The sequence below is a fragment of the Halomonas sp. ND22Bw genome (assembly GCF_003011945.1).
In the GTDB taxonomy this organism is placed as follows: Bacteria; Pseudomonadota; Gammaproteobacteria; order Pseudomonadales; family Halomonadaceae; genus Halomonas; species Halomonas halophila.
This window is the reverse complement of the sequence record NZ_PXWD01000653.1, coordinates 1-280: the sequence shown is the minus strand read 5'-3', so window position 1 is coordinate 280 and position 280 is coordinate 1. Positions and strand designations below refer to the sequence as shown.

Annotated in this window: 1 protein-coding gene; it reads right to left on the bottom strand. The window is 70.0% G+C overall.

Features of this window, described 5'->3' with window-relative positions; genetic code table 11:
* Positions 1–280, bottom strand: a 280-nt coding sequence (locus CVH10_RS19765) for an aldo/keto reductase (protein WP_146143135.1), incomplete at both ends; no start/stop codon positions are given.

Below are 280 nucleotides of genomic sequence, written 5' to 3'. Positions count from 1 at the left end.
ATGATATCCAGCGGCACGGCCTGGGTCGGCGGGGGGAAGGCCTGGTCCAGGCGTTCCAGGTCCTCCGGGTCGAACTGGATGTCCAGGGCGTCGGCGTTGGCCTCGACGTGTTCGACGCTGCCGGCCTTGGGGATGGCGATGACGCCGTCGTGGCGCAGGACGGCGGCTAGGGCCACTTGGGCCGGCTCGGCCGAATGCCGGTTGGCGATGTCCAGGATCAGCGGGTGTTCCAGCAGGCCGCCGCGCCCCAGCGGCGAATAGGCCATCATCGGCATGTCGC